Origin of the sequence: Embleya sp. NPDC020630 (assembly GCF_044334985.1) — a bacterium.
GTDB lineage: Bacteria > Actinomycetota > Actinomycetes > Streptomycetales > Streptomycetaceae > Embleya.
Map to the genome: position 1 here is coordinate 240463 of NZ_JBIRUB010000004.1, position 22319 is coordinate 262781.

At 71.4% G+C, this 22319-nt stretch carries 20 protein-coding genes; 13 read left to right on the plus strand and 7 right to left on the minus strand.

Annotated elements, in window-relative coordinates:
• Positions 1-40: 40 nt before the first annotated feature.
• Positions 41-583, minus strand: coding sequence for a hypothetical protein (locus tag ACH4XV_RS17000; RefSeq protein WP_395790503.1), 543 nt, complete (start codon positions 581-583; stop codon positions 41-43).
• A gap of 1226 nt (positions 584-1809) precedes the next feature.
• On the opposite strand from ACH4XV_RS17000, the gene ACH4XV_RS17005 reads away from it, so the two are divergent.
• Complete coding sequence (locus ACH4XV_RS17005) at positions 1810-2658, plus strand: helix-turn-helix domain-containing protein (protein WP_395790505.1); 849 nt, start codon at positions 1810-1812, stop codon at positions 2656-2658.
• 52 nt (positions 2659-2710) lie between these two features.
• Here the strand turns inward: ACH4XV_RS17005 and ACH4XV_RS17010 are convergent, their stop codons facing one another.
• The 3 genes from ACH4XV_RS17010 to ACH4XV_RS17020 form a co-directional block, all read right to left on the minus strand.
• Positions 2711-3394, minus strand: coding sequence for a L,D-transpeptidase family protein (locus ACH4XV_RS17010; protein ID WP_395790507.1), 684 nt, complete (start codon positions 3392-3394; stop codon positions 2711-2713).
• Between the two features lie 203 nt (positions 3395-3597).
• Positions 3598-5061, minus strand: coding sequence for an MFS transporter (locus ACH4XV_RS17015; RefSeq protein ID WP_395790509.1), 1464 nt, complete (start codon positions 5059-5061; stop codon positions 3598-3600).
• Positions 5058-5459, minus strand: coding sequence for a cupin domain-containing protein (locus tag ACH4XV_RS17020; protein ID WP_395790511.1), 402 nt, complete (start codon positions 5457-5459; stop codon positions 5058-5060). The genes ACH4XV_RS17015 and ACH4XV_RS17020 overlap by 4 nt, the downstream gene beginning before the upstream one ends.
• A gap of 121 nt (positions 5460-5580) precedes the next feature.
• On the opposite strand from ACH4XV_RS17020, the gene ACH4XV_RS17025 reads away from it, so the two are divergent.
• From ACH4XV_RS17025 to ACH4XV_RS17035, 3 genes are all read left to right on the plus strand, one after another.
• A complete protein-coding gene (locus ACH4XV_RS17025) occupies positions 5581-6267 on the plus strand; it encodes a TetR/AcrR family transcriptional regulator (RefSeq protein ID WP_395790513.1) in 687 nt (228 codons plus the stop codon).
• Positions 6268-6793: 526 nt separating this feature from the next.
• Complete coding sequence (locus tag ACH4XV_RS17030) at positions 6794-8503, plus strand: LCP family protein (protein WP_395790514.1); 1710 nt, start codon at positions 6794-6796, stop codon at positions 8501-8503.
• A 505-nt stretch (positions 8504-9008) separates the two neighbouring features.
• Entirely contained in the window at positions 9009-9452 is a 444-nt protein-coding gene (locus ACH4XV_RS17035) for a CBS domain-containing protein (protein ID WP_395790516.1), read from the plus strand.
• Between the two features lie 149 nt (positions 9453-9601).
• Here the strand turns inward: ACH4XV_RS17035 and ACH4XV_RS17040 are convergent, their stop codons facing one another.
• Positions 9602-10717: an alkene reductase gene (locus tag ACH4XV_RS17040; RefSeq protein WP_395790518.1), complete on the minus strand. Its 1116-nt coding sequence runs from the start codon at positions 10715-10717 to the stop codon at positions 9602-9604.
• A gap of 49 nt (positions 10718-10766) precedes the next feature.
• Positions 10767-11231, minus strand: coding sequence for a RidA family protein (locus ACH4XV_RS17045; protein WP_395790520.1), 465 nt, complete (start codon positions 11229-11231; stop codon positions 10767-10769).
• Positions 11232-11361: 130 nt separating this feature from the next.
• Between ACH4XV_RS17045 and ACH4XV_RS17050 the strand changes: the two genes are divergently transcribed.
• The gene (locus ACH4XV_RS17050; protein WP_395790522.1) at positions 11362-11787 is read left to right on the plus strand and encodes a MarR family winged helix-turn-helix transcriptional regulator; all 426 of its coding nucleotides are present in this window, start codon (positions 11362-11364) and stop codon (positions 11785-11787) included.
• A gap of 70 nt (positions 11788-11857) precedes the next feature.
• On the opposite strand, the gene ACH4XV_RS17055 is transcribed toward ACH4XV_RS17050, so the two are convergent.
• Entirely contained in the window at positions 11858-12910 is a 1053-nt protein-coding gene (locus tag ACH4XV_RS17055) for an alpha/beta hydrolase family protein (RefSeq protein ID WP_395790524.1), read from the minus strand.
• A gap of 161 nt (positions 12911-13071) precedes the next feature.
• Between ACH4XV_RS17055 and ACH4XV_RS17060 the strand changes: the two genes are divergently transcribed.
• The 8 genes from ACH4XV_RS17060 (at position 13072) to ACH4XV_RS17095 (ending at position 22299) form a co-directional block, all read left to right on the plus strand.
• On the plus strand, positions 13072-13725 hold the full coding sequence (locus ACH4XV_RS17060; RefSeq protein ID WP_395790526.1) for a GNAT family N-acetyltransferase: 654 nt from the start codon (positions 13072-13074) through the stop codon (positions 13723-13725).
• 38 nt (positions 13726-13763) lie between these two features.
• Positions 13764-14633, plus strand: coding sequence for a PaaX family transcriptional regulator C-terminal domain-containing protein (locus tag ACH4XV_RS17065; protein ID WP_395790528.1), 870 nt, complete (start codon positions 13764-13766; stop codon positions 14631-14633).
• 100 nt (positions 14634-14733) lie between these two features.
• Entirely contained in the window at positions 14734-15306 is a 573-nt protein-coding gene (locus ACH4XV_RS17070; RefSeq protein ID WP_395790530.1) for a GNAT family N-acetyltransferase, read from the plus strand.
• A 27-nt stretch (positions 15307-15333) separates the two neighbouring features.
• Complete coding sequence (locus tag ACH4XV_RS17075) at positions 15334-16716, plus strand: PLP-dependent aminotransferase family protein (RefSeq protein ID WP_395790532.1); 1383 nt, start codon at positions 15334-15336, stop codon at positions 16714-16716.
• A gap of 214 nt (positions 16717-16930) precedes the next feature.
• On the plus strand, positions 16931-17848 hold the full coding sequence (locus ACH4XV_RS17080) for a branched-chain amino acid transaminase (RefSeq protein WP_395790534.1): 918 nt from the start codon (positions 16931-16933) through the stop codon (positions 17846-17848).
• 123 nt (positions 17849-17971) lie between these two features.
• A complete protein-coding gene (locus ACH4XV_RS17085) occupies positions 17972-18172 on the plus strand; it encodes a hypothetical protein (protein WP_395790536.1) in 201 nt (66 codons plus the stop codon).
• 477 nt (positions 18173-18649) lie between these two features.
• A complete protein-coding gene (locus ACH4XV_RS17090) occupies positions 18650-20383 on the plus strand; it encodes an ABC transporter ATP-binding protein (protein WP_395790538.1) in 1734 nt (577 codons plus the stop codon).
• The gene (locus ACH4XV_RS17095) at positions 20380-22299 is read left to right on the plus strand and encodes an ABC transporter ATP-binding protein (RefSeq protein ID WP_395790540.1); all 1920 of its coding nucleotides are present in this window, start codon (positions 20380-20382) and stop codon (positions 22297-22299) included. Before ACH4XV_RS17090 ends, ACH4XV_RS17095 begins: the two co-directional genes overlap by 4 nt.
• Positions 22300-22319 lie beyond the last annotated feature (20 nt).

A 22319-nucleotide genomic window follows, 5' to 3' on the forward strand; every position in this document is an offset into this window, starting at 1 on the left:
CACCTTCCGGCGCGTCCCGGGGCGCCGGCCGCGCATCGGGTCAGCGCACCCAGCCCGTGTACCGCTGCCTGCTGCGCGACGTACCGCGCCGTTCGCGCCCGCGCTCCTCGGCGGGGTCGAGCGCGGCGGTCACCGTACGGGCCAGCCAGGCGTTGACGGACAGGCCCGCCCGACCGGCGGCCTGTTCGATCCGAGGCTTGATGTGCTCGGCGAGCCGCAGTGTGATCCGCGCCGTACCGCCCTCCTCGGGCTCCGGCGCGGACGCGACCGGCGGCGGCTCGGGGCGCTCGTCCGGCTCGTCGTCGAAGGCACCTCCGCCTGCCTCCTCGAACGAGCGGGCGACCGCCTGCGACACCACGAAGTCCGGGTCGAGCCCCCGCAATCGCATGTCGACCGACCCCGGCGCCAGGTCGCGGCTGATCTCGTCGGCGGCGGCGGACAGCGCACTCAGCAGCGCGAGCCTGGTCGCCGATTCGAGCGGCCCGATCAACCGCTCGGCAAGCGCCCGCGCCTCCGCACCGTTCGCCTCGGCGGCAACCGCCAGTTCACGGCAGAGCTTGTCGACATACGGCGTGAGGTCCATGACGTCATCATGACGCCACAATGACGTCATGGCAAGCAGGTCGCACCACAACTTGACGTCACGTGACATCAAAGCGGCCCAGACGCCACCCCAACGGGTCGGCGGTATCGCCGCCCGCACCCCCCTTCGCTCCGCCACAGCCGACGCCACGACCCCGACGCCCCACCCCGGCCCCTGTCCCGCTCACCCGCCACCTCGGCACCCTGACCACGCCGCCGAACACCGGGCGAACGCCACCGAGCCGAGTCGACACGCCCGAGAGCCGAACCGACGGGCAACGCACCGCAGAACAGGCCCGACACCCTGAACGCCCATCCCGCATCGACCCACGCCGCCGCCGGCACCTCGCACACACACATCGGCACGTCGGCACGTCGGCACGTCGGCCACGAAATCGCCCGCCGCCGGGGACCGGACAAGCCGCAACACCGCCAACTCCCACCGGGCCGCCGACGACGACACCACGGCGGCGATCCAGCCCTGACAGAACCGCACCCACGCAGCGCCTCCATAACTCTGGCGCGCGGACCACCCCCCGACCTCACACCCTCGGCACCCCACTCGCCCACTCGCCCACCCACGCCCCGACGCCCCGACGCCCCGCCCGGCTCAGCAGGCAGCCCCGCCAGAAACCGCCACCACCGACCGGCCAACCGCGCCGAGGCGCCCCGTCACCCACCACCACCGCCCCGACCCCGCCCACGACTTCGTGCGAACCCGTCGTTTCACGCGGCCCCGTCCGAGGCACGCAGCCCCGCGCCACCGGGCCGCCCCACGACCGCGCCCGCCTTGCCCGACGCCCCTCGCGGCGTCCCGCCGGGCGGCGTCACCTCGGCCGACCCACTCGCCCTCGGCCCCCACACGGCCGGACCGCCCCATCCGCCCCGCCCCTACCCTCCCGCCCAGCCCCGGCACCTCGCCCGACCCGACCCGGCCACCCCCGCAGCTCCCGCGTGCGCCCTCCGACCTCACGCCCCCGGCACCCCACTCACCCCCCCACGCCCCCGACGCCCCCGACCGACTCACCGCAGCTCCGGCCCGTCACGGTCGCCGGCAACTCCCGCTTGCAGCACCCCACTCGACCTCACGCCCCCGCGCCCCGCCCCGCTCACCCCGTGCCTCTCCCCCGCCCCACACAACCCACCGCGCGCGCCGGCCCCACCCCCGCGCGCCACCGGCAACAAGCGGCAACCGCCCCGGTGTCGGCGCGCCTTAGACTTCGGGCCGTGAGTGAGAACGAGCTTGGTGGCTTCCTCCGTGACCGTCGCGCGGCGGTCACGCCTGCCGAAGTCGGGCTGCCCGACGGGCCCCGGCGCCGTGGCCCGGGTTTGCGGCGGTCCGAGTTGGCGGGCCTGGCGGGGGTCAGCGTGGAATACCTGACGCGGTTGGAGCAGGGGCGCGACCGACGCCCCTCCGGCCAGGTACTGGCCGCGCTCGCCGACGCGCTCCGGTTGACCTCGGAGGAGCGGGTCCATGTGCGCCTGCTCGCCCGGGCCGCCGGCGGCAACGCGTTCTCGTACGCGGCGGTCGAGCCGCCCACACGCACGATCCGGCCCACCGTTCGCGCCCTGCTCGATCGGCTCGAACCGGCTCCAGCGCTGCTGGTCGACCGGCTCGGCGACGTCCTGGCGTTCACCAACGGCTACGAGCGGCTGGCCCGCCCCCTCGGCATCCTCGACCCGGACCAACCCAACCTGGTGCGCTACGTGTTCACCGATCCCCGGGCCCGCGCGACCTACCCCGACTGGGAGCGGATAGCCGACGAACACGCCGCGATCCTGCGCACGGCCGCCTCGTTCGCCGATCCCTACGTCCAGGACTTCCTGGACGGCCTCGCGATCACCGCCGGCACCGTGTTCAGCCGCCGACTGGCCGCGCCGGCCGCCCCGCCGCGCCGGGTCGGCGTGGAGCGGCTGGCCCACCCGGAGGCGGGCGAACTGCGCCTGGAGCGCGAGATCCTGGACCTCGCCGACGTCGACCAGACGCTGGTCGTCTACCTCCCCTGCGACGAACCCACCTCCGCCGCGCTCGACCACGTCACCGGCCGCCACCCGGGCGCGCTGCGCGCGGTCTGACCACCGCCACCGCCTTCCCCGCCGGCCACTCGGGGAAGGCACGACTCGGCGATCAGGTACCCGACTTGCGGCCGTACACGTACACCTCGTCGCCGGTGTGCAGCAGGTCCCAGTAGGCCTTCGCGTCCGCCGGCCGCATGTTGACGCAGCCGTGCGAACCGGGCGGCGAGGTGACCGAGCCGTCGATCGCGTGGAAGGCGATGCCGCCGTCGAAGAACTGGCTGTACGGCATCGCCACGTCGTAGAGCGTCGACCAGTGGTTCAGCGCCCGGTAGTAGACCTTGTGCAGCCCGGTGCGGGTGGCGAAGTCGGCCCGCCCCGAACGGATCTGCACCGGCCCGTACACCCGCTTCGCGCCGTCCTGGATCCAGCTGACCTGCCGGCCGAGGTCCACACACGCGATCCGCCCGACATCGGTCGGACACCCGCCCTCCCCGCCGGCGGACCGCCGCTTGAGCGCCGTGTAGGTGACCGGACCGGCGTAACCGGCCGCCGGGCGAATGCCGTTGTCGGCCTGGTACGTCCGGATGGCCCGGCAGTCGGCCGCGGACTCCCACCCGTCCACGGGCAGTCCGAGCGCCGCCTCCACCTGCCGCTGATACGGCCCGGTCCGCGAGGTACACGCGGTAGGCGCCGCACTCGTCGGCGCCGCGACCACCACCCCCAGCGGCATCACGACCCCGGCCGCGACCACCACCGTCCCCACCCGCCGACACACCCGCCCGAGCACACCCATCGCCGCCCCCTTCGCAGTCGACTCCGCGCGCCCGCACCGCCGTTCGACCCGCGGACGTCCCGGTCACCGGCAGGTACGCGACCTGCCACACTCCGTCAATCCTGCCCGCGCCCGCCGGTGCCGCACACCCACCAACAGGTCTTTTCACCACGACCCGGCAGGATCACGCACCTCGACGACCCCGACGCCGTGCCCGAACTCTCCTACGTCACCGTGGACTTCGTCGGCACCAGCAGCACCGCGACCACCGCGGCGACCAGCAGCAATCCACCCGCCGCACCGAGCGATACCGCGTAGCCGTGGGCGAGTTCCCGCTTCGACGCGCCCTCGTCGGGTCCGGTCACCGAAGCGGCCAGGGTGACCAGCGCGGCCAGCCCGATCGAACCACCGATCTGGCGCGAGCTGTTGATCAACCCGCCCGCCATGCCCGCCTCGTGCGCGGCCACGCCGGAGGTGGCGGCGGTACCCAGCGGTACGAAGCACAGGCCCGCGCCGATGCTCGCCACCAGCGACGGCCCCAGGATCGAGCGCAGGAACGTACCGTCCGCGTCGAAGGCCAGACCGAACCACCCGAAGCCGACCCCTACCAGCACCCCGCCCAGCGCGAGCAACCGCCCGAGGCCGACTCGGGCCACCACCTTGGTGGCCAGGACCGAACCGATCAACACCCCGAGCGAGAAGGGCAGGAACGCCACCCCGGCGGCGGCCGGACCGTAGCCGAGCACCTGCTGGAGATACAGCGAGGTGAAGTAGAACGCGGCGAACTGCCCGGAGAACAACAACATCATGAACAGGTTCGCGCCCAGCACCGGCCGACGCCTCAACAGTCCCATCCGCAACAGCGGTGTGGCGACGCGCAGTTCGACCAGGACGAAGGCAACAAGCAACACCACCGCGGCCGTGAGCGTACCGATCGTGACCGCCGAGCCCCAGCCCTGCCGTTCGGCCCGCACCACACCCAGGACCAGTGTGGTCGCCCCGGCCGTGACCAGCAGCGCCCCCACCGGATCGAGCCCGCCGCCGGCGCCCCGCGCGGGCCGGTCGCCGGGCAGCCGCCGGGCGGCGAGCAGCGCGAAGGCCACGATCGGCACGTTGATCAACATCACCGCCTGCCACCCCGCCGACTCGGTCAGAAGTCCGCCGATCAGCACCCCGCACGCACCCCCGGCCGCCGCCGTCGCACCCCACAGGCCGAGCGCCCGGGAGCGGGCCGGCCCGGCCGGGAAGGTCACCGTGATCAGCGCGAACGCCACCGGCGCCAGCGCCGCGGCGCCGACCCCCTGTACCGCACGGGCCGCGATCAGCGCCGCGGGCGAGGAGGCGAAGCCGCCCGCCAGCCCGGCCAGGCCGAACACGGTCAGGCCGCCGATCAGCGTGCGCCGCCGACCCACCAGGTCGCCGACGCGCCCTCCGAGCATCAACAACCCGCCGAAGCTCAGCGCATACGCGTTGACCACCCACGGCAGCCCGTCGACACCGAAGCCCAAGTCGTCACGGATGTCCGGCAGCGCCACATTGACCACCGACATGTCCAACGCGACGGTGAACTGCACGGTCAACACGACCAGCAGCAACAACCGGGTACTCGGCCGCCCCCGCCCCGCCCCACCCGAAGCCACGATCGTCCCGGTCGCCCCGGTCGTCGTCCCACCCCTCACCCCGGTCATCCCCGCACCCCGACCCCGTCGGCGCGCGGCTCCAGGAGCGTGCCGGCACGCACCCCGACGGACATCACCTCGGCGGGCCCGTCCGCCTCCAGCCGGTGCCGGCGCCCCCGCGGCACCACGAATGCCCCGCCGGGCCCGAGCGCCACCGGCGACTCCTCGCCGTCATGGACCACGCCGCGCAGCACGATCCGCAGCCCGCCCGACCACACGCACACCACCTCATCCGAGGACGGGTGCATCTCCCACAGATCAGCATGCGGGTCGGCGTCGGTCTCCACACGAAAGACGGCCACCTGCCGGCCGGCCGCGTCCCCGGTCATCCGGCGCTCCCCGACCTCGATCCGACCACCGACTTCGGCCAATCGCACCGCGGATTCGAACAGGTCGACATACGTCATCGAAACTCCTTGCCCCAGGGAAAAGCACGCCGGGGAACACGCCGGCAGCGCATTGACGTACTCTGTACGTGAACAGTCTCAGTCGAACACGTACGATGTACGTGCGTCAAGGAGGAGCAGCATGCCCGCGCCCCGAAAGTTCAGCCGCGAACAACTGCGCACCGCGGCCCTGGCCCTGGTCGACACGCACGGCCTGGCCGCGCTGACCATGCGCAGCCTCGCGGCGGCACTCGGCACCGGGGCGATGACCATCTACAACTACGTGGACGGGCGGGAGGGCCTGGAGGGACTGCTCGTCGAGGCCGTCCTGGCGGACGCGCTCCCCGCGACCGAACCCGGCGCCGAGGCGGACGAGTGGCAGGCCGAGGTCCGCCGGCTGGCCGAGGCGAACTGGCGCGCCGTCCGCGCCCACCCGGACGTGATCCCGCTCATCCTCACCCGCCGGATCACCGACGAGGCGACCCTCGTACACGGCGAGGCCCTGCTGCGCGCCCTGGCCCGCAGCGGTCGCCGAGGCGCCGAACTTCTGTACGCCTTCCGCACCGTGACCGGCTTCGTCACCGGCTTCGCCCAGGCCGAACTCGCCGGTCCGCTCTCGATCGCCCCCGACGAGGACGTGCGGGCCATCACCGACCGGGCCCGAGCGCTGCCCGCCGACCGTTTCCCGTACCTGATCGAGATCGCCGGCGCGGCGGCCGAGAGCTCACCGTCCGACGAGTTCCGGGCGGGCCTGGACCTGCTGCTCGCCGGTCTGGAGCAGCGCCCGGCCGGATCGAACGCCCGCCGACTCGACCCCGGCGCCGCATAGGGCGTGTCTTCCAACCCCGCCGAATACGCGCCGAAATCGCCGGGAATGACCCCGGCGGCTCGCTCGTTGTACCGAGCAGTCGGTGAGCGGGTGTCCCCGGGCCCAATCATTGCCGCCGCGAGTTACCGTTCGGCTGGAATCGCGGTGTGCCACCCGCCGAGAGGTGATCCCGTTCACCGACCCGAAGACGACGGCGTCGCCCCCTCCCCCCGAGGGCGGCGCCGTCCCTCGTCTTTCCGGCCCCGCGCAACCGGCGCCGGGCCACCCTTCCCCGGCATCCGGGACAATCCGCGCTGCAACCGTCCCGCGCCCGGGATCGTCCGTCTTCCCGAAGGCCACCGGCGCACAATGATCCGCGACCGGTACATGTACGGTCCGTTCCGGCCGCCCGATACGGTGTCGAGCCAGTCTGCGGCAACGCGGCGTCGGTCCGACGACAGCACTCTCGGGGGTTGGTTTGAATTCCGTTCCGGAGCACGGCGGGCACCGCCGGCGTACTCCCGAGTCCGCGTCCCCCGACCCGGTCGTGCCCACCGATTCCGCGGTCGAGGGCGACCCCGAGACGGCCGGAGCCGACGACACCGGTGCGGGCGTACCGCGCCCCCGGCGCGCCGACGGCCGGGGCCGCGCCCGCACCCGCTCCGGACGCAAGGCCAAGCCCACCGGCCACGGCAAGCCGCGCCGCTTCCGCAAGCTCAAGATCACCGCGATCGTCTTGTCGTTGGCGCTGGTCGCGATCGGGATCACCGGCTTCGTGATCTATCAGAAGCTGAACGGCAACATAAAACACAGCAAGCTCAACATCAGCGATGTGGACGTGCCCAAGGAGGCCCCGGACGCGTTCGGGCGCACCCCGATGAACATCCTGATGATCGGCTCGGACGGCCGGGACAACCCGAACGACTGCAAACTCGGCGGCGCGTGCGACGGCGGACCGCCGCGCGCCGACGTACAGATGTTGCTGCACGTGTCCGCGGACCGGAGCAACGCGTCGGTGATCAGCATCCCGCGCGACACCCGGGTGCAGGTCCCGACCTGCACCGACCCGAAGACCAAGCAGCGGTTCAACCCGATCAACACCACGATCAACGAGTCACTGGGCCGCGGCGGACCCGGCTGCGTGGTCGGGACCTGGCAGTCGCTCACCAAGATCCACATCGACCACTTCATGATGGTCACCTTCTCGGGCGTGGTCTCGATGGCCGACGCGGTCGGCGGGGTCGAGGTCTGCGTGCAGTCCAACATCCAGGACGAGCAGATCGAGTACGTCAACGGCGTGCGGCACGAGTACGGCTCGCACCTGAAGTTGACCGCCGGCAAGCACAACATCCAGGGCGAGGACGCGCTGAAGTGGCTGCGCACCCGGCACGCCTTCGAGGACGGCGGCGACGTCGGCCGCACCCACGCGCAGCACATGTACCTCAACTCGATGGTGCGCACGCTCAAGTCCAACAGCACGATCACCAACCCGATCAAGCTGTTCAAGGTCGCCGACGCGGCCTCCAAGGCACTGACCGTGGACGACGGCCTCAACGGGATCCCCAAGCTGACCTCGCTCGCGAACACGCTGAACAAGGTGAACACCAACCGGATCACCATGACGACGATGCCGCACGCGCCGGACCCGCAGGCGCCGAACGAGCACCTTGTCCCGGCCGCATCGGCGGAAACCCTGTTCAAGATGGTGCGTTCCGATGTGGCCTTCGACAAGAACGGCCCGCCGCCCGGTAGCGAGACCAACCCGCCGACCACGCCCGATGCGCCGCCCGCCCCGACCCTGGACAAGGCCGCGGTCCGGGTCACGGTGGTCAACGGCACGACCAGGACGAGCCTGCCGGGCCTGGTCACCGACCGGCTGATCGCCCAGGGCTTCACCAAGGCCGTCCGGGACTCGACCCCGCTCAAGCGGCAGACCAGTACGGTGATCCACCCGGCCGACGCCAAGGACCAGGCCCAGGCCGTCGCGGACTCGCTCGGCCTGCCGGCGAGCGCCCTGTCCGCGCAGCCGAACGCGACGCACATCACGGTCCAGATCGGCACCGACTGGGGCTCGGAGGCGACCTTCAAGGGCGGCAAGAGCAGCACGACCTCCGCACCTCCGTCCGCCCCGCCGCCTCCGCCGGCGGGCGAACTCCCCAAGGATTCGGCCGCGTTGAACGGTGCCGACGAGGGCGCGTGCATGAAGGTCTACACCGAGGCCAAGGACCGCAACGGAAAGCCGATCTACACCTGGTGATCCGGCAACCCCGGTGACCCGACGGGCCGGTGGCGAATCGCCGCCGGCCCGTTCGTCGTATGGTCACGCCCGGCCCCGACGCACCGGCCCGATCGCGCCGCTTCTTCGTTCACCATCCCGAACACGGCCGCACATAAAGCCGGTTCGGGATGCTTTGTACCGACGCCATGTCGGCCTCCCGTCGAAATGACGGTAAGGTGGTTCCACCGAAGACATTCAGTACGTCGGCTTCCTTGTCGACGCCGTCCTCGGTGGGCGACGACGCCGGCCGTGCCGGCGGGTCCGAAGGCGAGTGCACCGGCTGTCCGTGCAGCCCGCCTTGCGTCCGCCGACCAGCGCACAGCGCCATCACCCGGCGCGGGCCCGGCCGCCCGCATCGAGTCCCGTGACCTCGCCGCCTCTTCGGCCCCGCGCGCCTTCGCGCGGCCGTGCGACGACACGGGCCCGGGTGCCCCGCCGCCCGACTCCGGTCCCACCGGACGACTCGAAACCAGGTGCAGCCCCGATGATCAACCGCCCCCACCATCCCCACACCGCCCCCGGCACGCCCACCGTCGCCCACGCCATGCGACCCGCCGTGGTGCGGATCGACGCGAACACGATGGTCGACAAGGCGATCGACCTCGTACACGCCGCCGACGCCGACCACGCGATCCTGCACGCCGAGGACGGCCGCTGCCTGGGCATCGTGGGCCGCGCCCAACTCGCGCCGTACCAGACCCGTTCCTGGTACACCGCACGTACGCCGATCCGGAACATCACGCACGAACGCGGCCCCTTCGCCCGGCTCACGACACCCGCCGCCGAGGCGCTGGCCACGATGCGCGCCCGCGGTCTGCGGGTATGGGCGGTGACGGACCCGGAGGGCCGAGCCGTCGGCGTACTGACTCCCGGGTCCCTGCGCGCCGTGCTCGCCGACACCGACCGCTCGATGGGCGCGGCGGCGTAACCCCAGGCATCCGACGGCGGTTCGTTCGGTACGGCTCCCGTACCGGCCGAACACCCTCCCGCCGCACCGCGATCCGCCATCGATGCGCGCAACACCCCCGGACCGTGCGCTTTTGCGAACCCCGAGCCCGACCCCGAGCCGACCCGTCCCTAGGCCCGCTCCGGGAGGGTGATCGCCGGATAGTCCACGTAGCCGCGCGCACCGCCGCCGTACACATCCGCCACCGGCGGCGGGGCCGGCGCCAATCCCCGGGCGATCCGCTCCGGGAGGTCGGGGTTGGTGATGAACAACCGGCCGAACGCCACCACGTCGGCGAGGCCGTCGGCGATCAGTCGCTCGCCGATGGCCGGATCGACCGGGGTGGGGCCGTTGTGGTTCGCGATCAACATGCCGGACCAGCGCGGCCGCAGGTCGGCGAGCGCCGCGTACGCACCACGTTCGAGGATGTGCAGGTAGGCCAGGCCGATCGGGTCGAGCGTGTCGACCAGCGCCCGGTAGGTGCCGCGCGCGTCCGGCTCCACGAGTTGGTTCTCCGGGTTGTCCGGCGAGATCCGCAGCCCCACCCGGTCCGCGCCGATCTCCGCCGCCACCGCCTCGACCACCTCGAACACGAAACGCAGCCGGTTCTCCCGCGAGCCGCCGTAGCGGTCGGTGCGCAGGTTGCTGTTCTCGGCCAGGAACTGCTGGAAGAGGTATCCGTTGGCGCCGTGGATCTCGACGCCGTCGAACCCGGCCTCGATCGCCCGGCGTGCGGCGTGCGCGAACGCGGCCACCACCTCGGCGATTTCGGCGATGGTCAGCGCGCGCGGAACGACATGCGGGAGCAGGCCCTCGCGGGTGTAAATGGGCGCCTCGGTGATCCGCACCGCCGACGGCGCGGTGGGCGTCTCGCCGTCCAGGGTCACCGGATGGGTCATCCGGCCGACATGCCAAAGCTGCGCGAAGATCCGCCCACCCGCCTCGTGCACGGCGGCGGTGACCTCGCGCCACCGTGCCACCTGTTCGTCGGTACGCAGCGCCGGAATGCCCGGTCCGGCCTTGCCGAGCGGGTGCACCGAGATGCCCTCGGTGATCAACAGCCCGGCGCCGGCGCGCTGTCGGTAGTAGGTGGCGGCGAAATCGCTCGGCACGCCGGTGGCGTCGTCGGCGCGGCCTCGGGTCATCGGGGCCATCGCGATCCGGTTGGGCAGATCCAGGCGGCCGTGGCGATAGGGGGCGAGCAGCGGGTTGGCGGTGCGGGTCGGAGAGGTCAACGCGGTATCCATTCCTGTGATGGGCGTGGTCGGGTGGGCCGGTGGCGGCGGTTTCGCGGACTCAGCGGTCCAGCGCGGTGACCTCGACCTCGATCAGCCAGTCGGGCCGAGCCAGCGAGGAGACCTCGACGAGGGTGTCCGCCGGGTACGGCACGGACAGGAACTCCTCGCGCAGCCGGATCACCTCGTCCAGGTTCTCGGCCATGTTCCGAACGTAGATGCCGACCTTGACCACGTCGGCGAAGGTCACCCCCGCCTCGGCGAGCACCCGCTCCACGTTGCGGAAGGCCTGCCGGCCCTGGGCGAGGAAGCCGCCGTCGACGGTGCGTCCGCTCTCGTCGAACCCGGCCTGCCCGGATACGAAGACCAGGCCGCCGGCGCGGATGGCCTGGGAGATCCGGTACGGCTCGTACCAGTCGGGGGTGGTCGCGATGCGCTCGATCCGGGCGCGGGTGGTGTCGCCGGCGGCGTCGTCGTGGGTGGTGGTGACGGTCATCGCATACTCCAGGGTGAAAAGAATCTGCATGCACATGCATGATTTGCTTGCGCATGCATAATCTGGCACTGCATGTAATCTGTTGTCAACAGCGGATCGATCCGCGCTCGGCCCACAACGGCCGGACACGGGTTCGACCGACCGGAGAAAGGACGGGGTCATGGACGCGAAGCTCTGGGAGCAGGTCGTCGTGCTGCACGCGCGCGTCGAGCACGACCTCGGCCGGACACTTCAGCGGCGACACGGCATCGGCCTGTCCGAGTACCGAGCGCTGTCCAGACTCGCGGTGGCGCCCGACGGCGAGCTGCGCATGCAGGAGCTGGCCGACTCGATCGGCCTCAACCAGAGTTCGGTCAGCCGCCTCGCGGTCCGCCTGGAAACCGACGGCCTCACCCGACGCGACCTGTGTCCCAAGGACCGCCGAGGGGTGTACACGGTAATCACCGACGACGGCCGCACCCGCCTGACCGAAGCCGCCCAAACCTACGCCCAGGCCCTGACCACAGCCCTGGAAAAGGCCGCCGGCGACCCCCAACTGACAGAAATCGCCACAGCCCTGGGAGCCATCCCGACCCCGGTGGGCTGAGCACCCGGCGCCCGCCGGGCCGGGAGGCACCTTCTCGGCGCCCGGCTCCGGGCCCACCCCCGCACCGGGCTCAGCGGCCCACTGGGCGTCCGGCCAAAAATCGCCGCTGGTCGGCGAGATAGCCGTCGACGAACAGGTCGCGCGGTGCGAAGACCGCGGTGAGGAAGGTCTTCGTCTCCGAACCCTCGATGTCCGCGTCGACCATCGAGTGCGCCGCGTCCGGGTAGTGACGTACCGTCAATTCGGCCCGCCCGGCGAGCAGCTTGCGATACTCCGCCTCGGTCTCGACCACGTCCACGTTCACGTCGCGCCCCCCGAGCATCAGCAGCACCGGCACCCGCACCCCGGCCAGGTCCGCACTCGCGTCGGCTCCGGCGTTCTTGCTGACGAAGCTCCACCGGTCCGCCGACATGGTCGCCGCCGAGCCCAGCGCGGCGCGGTACCGCTCGTACCCGGCGCCCTGCACGATCAGCCGCCGAATCTCGTCGCTGCGCCGGACCTCGGTGTCGATCCGAGCCTGCGACGCATGCTCCGCGCGCAACTCGGCGAGCAGGTTGAACCGGCCCTGCCGCAGCCAGTTGATCGCGGGCGACACGGCGATCACGAATTTCACGTCGGGCGTGCGCGCGGCCACCTTCGGCAGCACCCAGCCCGCCTGACTGGCACCCCACAGGCCGACCCGCGCATGATCCACCTCCGGCCGCGACCGGCTCCAGGCGATCGCCGCCTCGGTCTCCCGGGCCCGATCCTCCATGCTCTGGTCGAGCCAGTTGCCCGGCGACCCGGACACGCCCGGCTTGTTCCACGAAAGCGTCGCGTAGCCGGCCCGCGCGTACGCCTCCATCTGCGGCCGATAGAAGCCGTCGTTGGTGGCGTTCCGCGCACCGTCGCCGTGCACGAGGACCACCAGGCCGTACGGTCCCCGCCCGTTCGTGGGCTTGGCCAGCACGCCGTCCAGCCGCTGCCCGCCGTCATGGAAGGCGATCCGCTCCTCTTTCAGGTCATAGGTGTTGGCCTGGTCCGCGTACACCACCGCGCCCAGTCCCACCGTGAGCAGCAGAGCGAGGATCGCCGCGCACGTGCTCAGCACCCGATGGCGTCGAACGAACCCGCGGATCCCCATGTCGTCATCTCCCTTCGAACACCGTCTGCGGTATCGTAGCTATCAAATCACAAACGCTCGTTACAGCAACGAACGTTATCGCTTACATACACTGATCTCGGACGACCCGGCCGCAGCCCCGCTCCCCCGCCGGGCGTCACCCACCGGCCTCGGAGGCGGCAATGGACCACGAACAGGCAGCACCCGCGCACGGCAGTCCCAAGCCCCCGGCCCCGGTCATCGGTCGCGGGCTGCCGGAGGGGGCGCGGCGGCGGGCGGCCGAGCTGTACTGGGAGGCGTTCGGTCGCAAGTTGGGCGCCGGGCTGGGTCCCGCCGAGGCCGGGATCGGGTTCCTGGCCGAACACCTGCACCCGGACCGCGCCGTGGTCGCGACCCGGGACGGCGAGCTGGTCGGCCTGGCCGGCTACGCCCACGGTGGCCGCGGCCTGACCGGCGGAACCGCGGGCGACGTGCTGCGCGCCTACGGCGGCATCCGCGCGCTGCCCCGACTCGCCGTCCTGGCCCTGTTCGAACGTCGCCCGGGGCATGGGGAGTTGGTGATGGACGGCATCTGCGTCGATGCCGCGCAGCGCGGCACGGGCATCGGCGGCCTGCTCCTCGACGAGGTCGCCGCCGTGGCCCGCGAGCTCGGCTGTCGGCGGATCCGGCTCGATGTGATCGACGTCAACCCACGAGCCCGGGCGCTCTACGAGCGACACGGCTTCGTGGCGACCTCGACCCAGCGAACTCCCTTTCTGCGCGGGCTGATGGGCTTCGGCGCGGTGACCACGATGATCCGCCGGGTCGAGCCCGCGCATCCGGGCGGGCGCGGGTGAGCACGAGGGCGCGGGTGCCGCGCTCGTATGCTCGGGACATGCCAGGAACGCCGGACACGGGCCGCGTCGAAATCCCCACCCGCACCCTCGTACACGCGCTCGTACGCGGCGACGGCAGCGTCGACACCGGGGAGCTGTACACCGTCGCGGGCGCGCTCGGTATGTCCGACCAGCAGGTGCGGCTGTGCGTCAAGCGCCTGGTCGCCGAGGGCCGCTTCACCCACGAGGGGCGCGGACGCAAGGCGGTGCTCAGGGCGACCGAGGATGCCCGACGCACTCTCGAACCCAACGTCGAGTTCATACGGCACGCGTTCCGCCAGGACCGGGGCGAGGTGCCGTGGGACGGCGCATGGCGGCTGGTCGCGTTCGCGATCCCGGAGTCCGCACGATCGGCACGCGACGCGCTGCGCGACACCATCGTGTGGCTGGGCGGCGCGGCAGTGCACGGCGGACTGTACGCGTGCGCCAACGACTGGACGGAGCTGATCTCGGCCGAGGCACACCGCCTGGGCGTCTCCGCCGCGGTCACCCAGCTCACCAGCCGAGACCTGCGCATCGGCACCATCGACCAACCACGCGCCCTGGCCGCGAAGTTGTGGCCCCTGGACGAAATCGCCGGACGCTACACCCGGTTGCTCGAAATCGTCCGCCCCCGCCTGACCCGCCTGGAGTCCGGCGCCGACTTCACCGACGTCGAACTGCTCACCATCGGCGTCGAGTTGGGCGTCGAGTTCACCCGCGCCATCGAACCGGACCCCCTCCTGCCCCCGGAACTCCTACCCACCCCATGGCCCGGCCGGCAGGCCCGCACCCTGCTCACCCAAACCTGGTCAACGCTGTCCGAGCAGGACCAAACAAACACAACAAACCGGCTGTACCGCCTCTACGAGAACCTGTCCCACCCCTGACGCACCACGCGCTTCGTGGTCGTCGAGTCCGTATCCGGCACCGGCAGCGGGGTCGGATATTCGGTGTCTGTGCGCGTCATGAGGACACAAGATGGGGCGCATGACTTTGACCACCCCCGTACTGCATACCGCTCGCCTGCGGCTGCGGCCGTTCACCGATGGCGACGTGGACTCGCTCTTCGCGCTGCACAGCGGCACCTACGTGATGCGCTACTGGGACTCCCCACCGTGGACCGAACGGGCCCGTGCCGAGCGGTTCGTCACGATGTGCCGGACGATGGCGGACGACGGCACCGGGGCCCGGGTGGCCATCGACCGTGTTTCCGATGGGGCCTTCGTCGGCTGGTGCGGTCTGACCGCGTGGAACGAGGACTGTCGCAGCGCGTCGTTGGGCTACTGCCTCGGCGACGCGATGTGGGGCCACGGCTTCGCGACGGAGGCCGCGCACGCCATGCTGCGGTGGGCGTTCGACACGCTGGACCTGAATCGGGTTCAGGCCGAGACCGATACGCGCAACGTGGCATCCGCCCGGGTCCTGGAGAAGATGGGATTCGTGCGGGAAGGGACGCTGCGGGAGGACTGCGTCGTGAACGGCGAGGTGTCCGACTCGTGGATATTCGGGTTGCTCAGGCGAGAGTGGCAGCCGTCGGCCGTGCAACCATCGAGGCCGTGAGGCCCCGGTGCAAAGGGAGTAGTGGTCGTGGACGTCGAGCAGTTCGCCGTGGTGCTCGGGGAGCGTATGGGGCGTCCACGACGCAACGAGCGCCGCTCCCGTGGTGAACGGCTGTCCGACGCGCTGCGCGACCTGGTCGAGGGCGGCGAGTTGCTGGCCGAGACCCGCTTGCCGTCCGAGCGGGCGCTCGCCGACGCCCTCGGGTTCAGCCGCGGCACCGTCGCGACCGCCTACCTCTCGCTGCACCGGATCGGCCTGGTCGAGCGCCGCCACGGCAGCGGGTCCTACGTGCGCGCCGGCGGCCGGCCGACCTTCGCCCGCTGGCTGCGCGAGGGCACCATCGTCGTCGACCTGGCCAAGGCCGCCGTACCCGACACCACGCTCCTGCCGCACACCGCGCTGCGCGTCGAGGACCTGCTCGACTCCCGTCCCCCGGACGGCTACGGCCCGACCGGCGACCCGCGGCTGCGCGAGCTGATCGCGGCGCTCGAGTTGCCCGCCGGCTTCACCGCCGACGACGTCGTGGTGACCTCGGGGGCGCAGCAGGCGATCCACCTGATCGCCGACGCGCTGCTCGTGCCCGGCGACCGGGTCCTGGTCGAGCCGACCACGTATCCCGGGATGCTCGCGGCGGTGTACCGCTTCGGCGCCGAGGCGATCCCGGTCCCGGGCGATCGCCACGGCTTCGACCCGGAGGCGCTGCGCGCCGCGATCCGCCGGCACCGGCCCGCCTTCGTGTTCTCGCTGCCGGTGCACAACCCGACCGGTGCGGTGGTCTCGGCCCGACGGGCGAAGGCGATCGCCCGGGTCGCCGCCGAGGAGGGCGGGCTCCTGGTCGAGGACCGCACGCTCGCGAGCCTGGCCGAGGGGCCGGTGGCCTCGGCGATCGAGCACGTGGCGGACCGTACGGTCTGCCTGGGCTCGTTGTCCAAGACCACGTGGGGCGGCCTGCGCCTGGGCTGGATCGCCGCGCCCCCGGGCGTGCGCTCGCTCCTCGTCGAGGCCAAACAACGCACCGACCTGGCCACCTCGACCCTGGACCAGCAACTGGCGATCCACCTGCTGCGCGACCCGGGCCGCCCGGCCCGGGTCGGCGAGTGGTTCGCCGATCTGACCCGGCGCCGCGACCACTTCACCGCCGAACTCGCCGAGCGCCTGCCCGAATGGGAGTGGACGACGCCCCTCGGCGGCCTGTCCCTGTGGGCCCGACTGCCCGGCGTGGACGGCGAGGACTTCGTCGCCACCGCGCTGCGCCACGGCGTCGCGGTCTCCCCCGGCGCGGTCTTCGCCCCCGCGCCGCACACCGCCGGCGACCGCATCCGGCTCAGTTATGCCTGGCCCGAACCGGTCCTGTCCCAGGCGGTGGACCTCCTCGAAGCCGCCTGGCGCGAAACCCCCAAGAAGGCCTGACCCGCCCGCCCCGACGCGGACCACCAACGCCCGTGCCCCCGGCGCTCCTTCGGGCTGCCCGAACCGAATCGGCGCCGCCCGTCCGATCCGTGAACATCCCCTAGTGGACCACTATCGATACGGCTAATGTGCCACTTGGTAAGTGGCACATCGACATGCTTGCCAACGATCCACTTTCTCGACATCGAGTCGAGCGACCCCGGTGGGAGCAGCCATGGCACTGATCGAAGCGGACCGGATCTGGATGAACGGCACGCTCGTGCCGTGGGCCGACGCCAAGGTGCACGTACTCAGCAACGGTCTGCACTACGGCACGGGCGTGCTCGAAGGCACCCGCGCGCACGCCACCCCGCGCGGCCCCGCCGTCTTCCGCTTGGACGACCACCTGCGGCGGTTCCGGGAAAGCGCGCACATCCTGGGCTTCGAACTGCCCTACGACCCGGCCGCGCTGCACACCGCGACGCTGGAGTTGATCGCGGCCAACGGACACGACGAGTGCTACCTGCGCCACCTCGCGCACCTGGGCTACGGCGAGATGGGTCCGGGCTTTCGCCCCGGGCTGCCGGTCGAGATGAGCATCGCGGGCTGGGAGTGGCACGCCTACCTCGGCGACAGCGCCGAGCGCGGCATCCGGCTCGCCACCAGTTCGTGGCGGCGCAACGACCCCAACGCGATGCCGCCGGCGGCCAAGGCCACGGCCGGCTACCTCAACTCGGCGCTGGCCAGGACCGCCGCGCTGCGCGCCGGTTACGACGAGGCGCTGCTGTTGAACGCGGACGGGTACGTCAGCGAGTGCAGCGCGGCGAACGTGTTCGCGGTGCGCGAGGGCGTGCTCTGCACTCCGCCGCCGAGCGCCGGCGCGCTGCGCGGGATCACCCAGGACACCGTGCTCACCCTGGCCCGCGACCTGGGCCTGGAGGTGCGGGTGCAGAACCTGCTGCGGAGCGATCTGTACACCGCCGAGGAGGTGTTGGTCACCGGCACGGCCGCCGGGGTGATCCCGGTGGCGTCGCTGGACGACCGCGAGGTGGGCAGCGGTCCGATCACCCGCAAGATCCAGGCCGCGTACACCGCGGCGGTCACCGGCAGGGACGAGCGGTACGCGCACTGGCTCACCCTCGTGGACCAGTGACGGCGACCGAACGGGTCGCACCCGGCGGTCGACACACCCCCAAATAGGGGAAATCTCCCATGATGTGCAGTTTTTCGGATATTCCTACCTCGCCCCGCTCGCGCACACTCCATGGGAGATGACATGCGTATCCGTACCACCCTGGTAGCCGTCGCCGGCGCCGCCCTCTTCGCGTTCGCCGGTGCCGGTACCGCCCAGGCCCACGAAAGCGGCGTCGAGGTCGACCACACCACCGTCTCCGGAGTGCTCATCGGACACGGCTGTGGCCACGGCGGCAAGGTCGCCGCGTTCCACGCCTCGCACACGCACGTCTCGATCCGCTGACATACGCCCGCAGCGAACGCGGAAAGCGGCCCGTCCACCCCCGAGGTGGGCGGGCCGCTCTGCTGTGTACGGTGCACAAGGGCCGGCGACGAGCCCAGGGCATCGACGCATCCCGATCGCCCGCACGTTGACTTCAAGTCGACTTGAAGTTCTACGGTTCGAACCGAAGTCTCCACGGTTTCGACGTGTCGCCCGGGCACCGGCGCCGGCCCGCGTCCGGCATCCTGGACCACCCACGGGGAGATCCGCCATGCAGAGCCCGCCGTCCACCGACGTCCGCCCGCGCCGCCACCCGACCGTCGTGCACAATCCGATCGACCGTTCCGGCCACGGGCACTACCGTCGGGAGCAGGACCCGCCCCGACGACGCGCGCCCGACCCATGCCCCGGACCGGCGCCCCGCACGAGCCCCGGCCCGAGGTCGCTCCCGGCCGCCGCCTCCTGTCGGCCGCGCTCCTTTGACCCGAAGAGGACATCGTGCTGATCCGACTGCTGCGCGCACATCTGCGCCCCTACGCCAAGCCGATCGGCCTGGTGGTGCTGCTGCAACTGGTCCAGACCCTCGCCACCCTCTACCTGCCGACCCTCAACGCCGACCTGATCAACCACGGCGTGGTCGAGGGCGACACCGGCTACATCCTGCGCGTCGGCGGCGCGATGATCGGCGTCACCCTGGTCCAGATCGTCTGCGCCGCGGTGGCCGTGTACTTCGGTGCCCGCATCGCCATGGGCGTGGGCCGCGACATCCGCTCCGCCGTGTTCGACCGGGTGCAGACCTTCTCCGCGCGCGAGGTCGGCCGGTTCGGCGCCCCGTCGTTGATCACCCGCACCACCAACGACGTGCAACAGGTCCAGATGCTGGCGCTGTTGTCGCTGACCCTGATGGTGTCCGCGCCGATCATGTGCTTCGGCGGCATCCTGATGGCGGTCAACCAGGACGTCCCGATGTCCCTGCTGTTCCTGCTGATCGTGCCCGCGCTGATCCTCGCAGTGGGGTGGATCGTACGGGCGATGCCGCCGCTGTTTCGCACGCTGCAGGGCCGGATCGACAACGTGAACCGGATCATGCGCGAGCAGATCACCGGGATCCGGGTGATCCGCGCGTTCGGCCGCGACGGCCACGAACAGGCTCGCTACGCGGACGCCAACGCGGACATCCGCGACGTGTCGCTCTCCGTCGGCCGGCTGATGGCGTTCATGTATCCCTCGGTCCTGCTCGTGTGGGAGACCTCGGCGATCGTCATCGTGTGGATCGGCGGACACCGGATCGGCGACGGGTCGATGGACATCGGCGCACTGGTCGCCTTCCTCAGCTACCTGATGCAGATCCTGACCTCGGTCATGATGGCCACCTTCATGACCATGATGATCCCGCGCGCGGCGGTGTGCGCCGACCGGATCACCGAGGTCCTGGACACCGAGACCAGCCTGACCGTGTCGAAGGCACCGGTGACCGCGCTGCACGCGCACGGCCGGCTCGAACTGCGCGACGTGAGCTTTTGCTACCCCGGCGCGGAGGAGCCGGTACTGCGCGGCATCGACCTGATCGCCCGGCCCGGCGAGACCACCGCGGTGATCGGCAGCACCGGCGCGGGCAAGACCACGCTGCTCGGCCTGATTCCGCGCCTGCTGGACGTGACCGGCGGCTCGGTGCTGATCGGCGGTGTGGACACCCGCGAACTCGAGGCCGGGCTGCTGTCGCGCACGGTGGGCCTGGTCCCGCAAAAGCCCTACCTGTTCTCCGGCACCGTCGCCTCCAACCTGCGCTACGGCAATCCGGACGCCACCGACGAGGAGTTGTGGCGGGCCCTGGAGATCGCCCAGGCCCGCGACTTCGTCGAGGCCCTGCCCGAGAAGCTGGACGCGCCGATCGCCCAGGGCGGCGGCAACGTCTCCGGGGGCCAGCGGCAACGCCTGGCGATCGCCCGACTGTTGGTGGTCAAACCGGAGATCTACCTGTTCGACGACTCGTTCTCCGCGCTCGACTACGCCACCGACGCGGCGCTGCGCGCGGCGCTGCTCGCGGAAACCGCCGAGGCAACCGTGGTGATCGTGGCCCAGCGGGTGGCCACCATCCGGCACGCGGACCGGATCGTGGTGCTGGACGAGGGCCGCGTGGTCGGCACCGGCACCCACGCCGAGTTGATGGCCGACAACGACACCTACCGCGAGATCGTGCTGTCCCAGCTCACCGAGGAGGAGGCGGCGTGACCACCACCGACGAGGGCGCCGGCCCGCGCGAGACCGAGACCGAGAGCGACACCGGGACCGAGGCCGCCGTCCCCGCCCGCCGCCCGGGACCGCAGGCCGGCGGTGGGCCGATGACGCGGATGATCGGCGGCCCGCCCGTCGAGAAGTCGATGCACTTCAAGGCCAGCAGTCGGCGACTGCTGCGCATGATGGCCCCCGAGCGCGCCCGGCTGTACGCACTGCTGTTCTGCGGCATCGCGGGCGTCGGCCTGTCGGTGCTCACCCCCCGGCTGCTCGGCAAGGCCACCGACACGATCTTCACCGGCGCGGGCCGCGGCGGAGGCATCGACTACGACCACGTCCGCGACATCCTGCTCGTCACCTTCGCCGTGGTGGCCGGCTCGGTGCTGTTCGCCTTCCTCCAGGGCCGACTGACCGCGACCATCGTGCAGCGCACCACCTACCGGCTGCGCGAGCAGGCCGAGACCAAGCTGTCCCGGCTGCCGCTGAACTACTTCGACAAGCAGCCCCGGGGCGAGGTGCTCTCGCGCACCACCAACGACATCGACAACATCGCCCAGACCCTCCAGCAGGCGATGGGCCAGATCGTGCGCTCGCTGCTGACCATCGTCGGCGTGCTGGTGATGATGTTCTGGATCTCCCCGCTGCTCGCACTGGTCGCGCTGATCAGCGTACCCACCTCGATCCTGGTCACCATGGTGATCGGCAAGCGCGCCCAGCCGCAGTTCGTCAAGCAGTGGTCGAGCACCGGCAAGCTCAACGCGCACATCGAGGAGATGTACACCGGCCACGCGCTGGTCAAGGTGTTCGGCCGGCAGAAGGAGTCCGCCGAGGTCTTCGACAAGCACAACGAGGCGCTGTACACGGCCGGGTTCAAGGCCCAGTTCATCTCCGGCCTGATCCAGCCCGCGATGTCCTTCGTGGGGAACCTCAACTACGTGCTGGTCGCGGTGATCGGCGGGCTGCGGGTGTCCTCGGGCGCGATGACGCTCGGCGACATCCAGGCGTTCATCCAGTACTCGTACGAGTTCAACGGACCCGTCACCCAGGTCGCCGCGATGTCCAACCTGCTCCAGTCCGGGGTGGCCTCGGCGGAGCGGGTGTTCGCGCTGCTCGACGCCAAGGAGCAGTCCCCCGACCCGGAGCCGGCCGTACGCCTGGAGAAGGTGACGGGGCACGTCGCCTTCGAGGGGGTCTCCTTCCGCTACGAGCCGACCAAGCCGCTGATCGAGAACCTGGACCTGGAGGTGCACCCGGGCCAGACGGTGGCCATCGTCGGGCCGACCGGCGCGGGCAAGACCACGCTGGTGAACCTGCTGATGCGGTTCTACGAGGTCACCGAGGGACGGATCACCGTCGACGGTGTGGACATCGCCACGATGACCCGCGAGGACCTGCGCGCGCCGATCGGGATGGTGCTCCAGGACACGTGGCTGATCGGCGGCACGATCGCGGACAACATCGCGTACGGCGTCGGCGACGTCTCGCGCGAGCGCATCGTCGAGGCGGCCCGGGCCACCCACGCCGACCGCTTCGTTCGCACCCTGCCCGACGGATACGACACCGTGCTCGACGACGAGGCCGGCAACCTCAGCGCCGGCGAGAAGCAACTGCTCACCATAGCCCGGGCGTTCCTGACCGAGCCGCAGATCCTGGTGCTCGACGAGGCGACCAGCTCGGTGGACACCCGCACCGAGGTGCTGATCCAGAAGGCGATGAACTCGCTGCGCCGGGGCCGGACCAGCTTCGTGATCGCGCACCGGTTGTCCACGATCCGCGACGCGGACGTGATCCTGGTGATGGAGTCGGGCTCGATCGTCGAACAGGGCACGCACGAGGCGCTGTTGGCCTCGGACGGCGCCTATGCCCGGCTGTACGCGTCGCAGTTCGCCCAACCGGCGGCGGAAGTCCTGTAGTCCTGTGGCCCGGTGGGCGG

What these genes read in the sequence shown, in the direction of transcription:
- ACH4XV_RS17000 (WP_395790503.1), bottom strand. Translation starts at nt 583, where the DNA reads ATGGACCTCACGCCGTATGTCGACAAGCTCTGCCGTGAACTGGCGGTT.
- ACH4XV_RS17010 (WP_395790507.1), bottom strand. Translation starts at nt 3,394, where the DNA reads ATGGGTGTGCTCGGGCGGGTGTGTCGGCGGGTGGGGACGGTGGTGGTC.
- ACH4XV_RS17015 (WP_395790509.1), bottom strand. Translation starts at nt 5,061, where the DNA reads ATGACCGGGGTGAGGGGTGGGACGACGACCGGGGCGACCGGGACGATC.
- ACH4XV_RS17020 (WP_395790511.1), bottom strand. Translation starts at nt 5,459, where the DNA reads ATGACGTATGTCGACCTGTTCGAATCCGCGGTGCGATTGGCCGAAGTC.
- ACH4XV_RS17025 (WP_395790513.1), top strand. Translation starts at nt 5,581, where the DNA reads ATGCCCGCGCCCCGAAAGTTCAGCCGCGAACAACTGCGCACCGCGGCC.
- ACH4XV_RS17035 (WP_395790516.1), top strand. Translation starts at nt 9,009, where the DNA reads ATGATCAACCGCCCCCACCATCCCCACACCGCCCCCGGCACGCCCACC.
- ACH4XV_RS17040 (WP_395790518.1), bottom strand. Translation starts at nt 10,717, where the DNA reads ATGGATACCGCGTTGACCTCTCCGACCCGCACCGCCAACCCGCTGCTC.
- ACH4XV_RS17045 (WP_395790520.1), bottom strand. Translation starts at nt 11,231, where the DNA reads ATGCAGATTCTTTTCACCCTGGAGTATGCGATGACCGTCACCACCACC.
- ACH4XV_RS17050 (WP_395790522.1), top strand. Translation starts at nt 11,362, where the DNA reads ATGGACGCGAAGCTCTGGGAGCAGGTCGTCGTGCTGCACGCGCGCGTC.
- ACH4XV_RS17055 (WP_395790524.1), bottom strand. Translation starts at nt 12,910, where the DNA reads ATGGGGATCCGCGGGTTCGTTCGACGCCATCGGGTGCTGAGCACGTGC.
- ACH4XV_RS17060 (WP_395790526.1), top strand. Translation starts at nt 13,072, where the DNA reads ATGGACCACGAACAGGCAGCACCCGCGCACGGCAGTCCCAAGCCCCCG.
- ACH4XV_RS17065 (WP_395790528.1), top strand. Translation starts at nt 13,764, where the DNA reads ATGCCAGGAACGCCGGACACGGGCCGCGTCGAAATCCCCACCCGCACC.
- ACH4XV_RS17070 (WP_395790530.1), top strand. Translation starts at nt 14,734, where the DNA reads ATGACTTTGACCACCCCCGTACTGCATACCGCTCGCCTGCGGCTGCGG.
- ACH4XV_RS17080 (WP_395790534.1), top strand. Translation starts at nt 16,931, where the DNA reads ATGGCACTGATCGAAGCGGACCGGATCTGGATGAACGGCACGCTCGTG.
- ACH4XV_RS17085 (WP_395790536.1), top strand. Translation starts at nt 17,972, where the DNA reads ATGCGTATCCGTACCACCCTGGTAGCCGTCGCCGGCGCCGCCCTCTTC.